Annotated in this window: 1 protein-coding gene; it reads left to right on the top strand. The window is 47.4% G+C overall.

Going from position 1 to position 835, the window contains the following annotated elements; all coding sequences use genetic code 11:
* Positions 1-64: 64 nt before the first annotated feature.
* A partial coding sequence (locus tag DQW12_RS13295) for an IS110 family RNA-guided transposase (protein ID WP_113908357.1) occupies positions 65-835 on the top strand: 771 nt, incomplete at its 3' end.

Below are 835 nucleotides of genomic sequence, written 5' to 3'. Positions count from 1 at the left end.
TTCTCCCCAGTTTAGCCAACTTGGCTAAACTGGGAGGCGACCAAACCAAAAAGGAGAAGACCCAATGAACTTTTACAATAGCACTCATCAGCATTATTGTGGAATCGATTTGCACGCCCGCAGTCTCTATGTTTGCATCATTAGTCAGCAAGGTGAAACTCTGCTGCACAAAGATATTCCCGCCAAACCAGATGCGCTGATTAAACTTATCACGCCCTATTTAGATGATATTGTCCTCGGCGTTGAATGTATGCATTGTTGGTACTGGGTCGCTGACTTCTGTGAAGACCATGATATTGAATTTATTCTCGGCCACGCTTTGTACATGAAAGCTATCCACGGCGGCAAAACCAAAAATGACCGTGTGGACTCGTTTAAAATTGCGGCCCTGATGCGCGGTGGAAACTTCCCTCTGGCCTATGTGTATCCTCGCAATATGAGGGCAACGCGCGACTTGTTGCGTCGCAGAACCAACCTGGTACGACACGGCGCGGACTTAAAAGCCCATGTCGTAAATACCACCAGCCAGTACAACTTACCGCCAAACAAAGTAAATCTAAAAAACGTTGGTGCGCGCGAACAACTCAACTCGACCTTTGATGATCCTGTTGTGCAACGCAATATCAGCCTCGATATGGCGGTTCTCGAGTGCTATCACCGCGAGCTTAGCCAAGTGGAATGGTTCTTCGAAAAACAGGCCAAGAAACATCAACCCGCGTACTTTTACCTGCTAAAAACAATCCCAGGTATTGGTCGCATACTCGCGCTGACCATCCTCTACGAAATCGGCGATATTCAACGCTTCGAGTCGGTTCAAAAATTTGCTTCTTACGCC

It is taken from the genome of Aliidiomarina celeris, from assembly GCF_003316875.1.
GTDB lineage: Bacteria > Pseudomonadota > Gammaproteobacteria > Enterobacterales > Alteromonadaceae > Aliidiomarina > Aliidiomarina celeris.
This window is presented reverse-complemented; position numbering and strand designations above follow the sequence as displayed.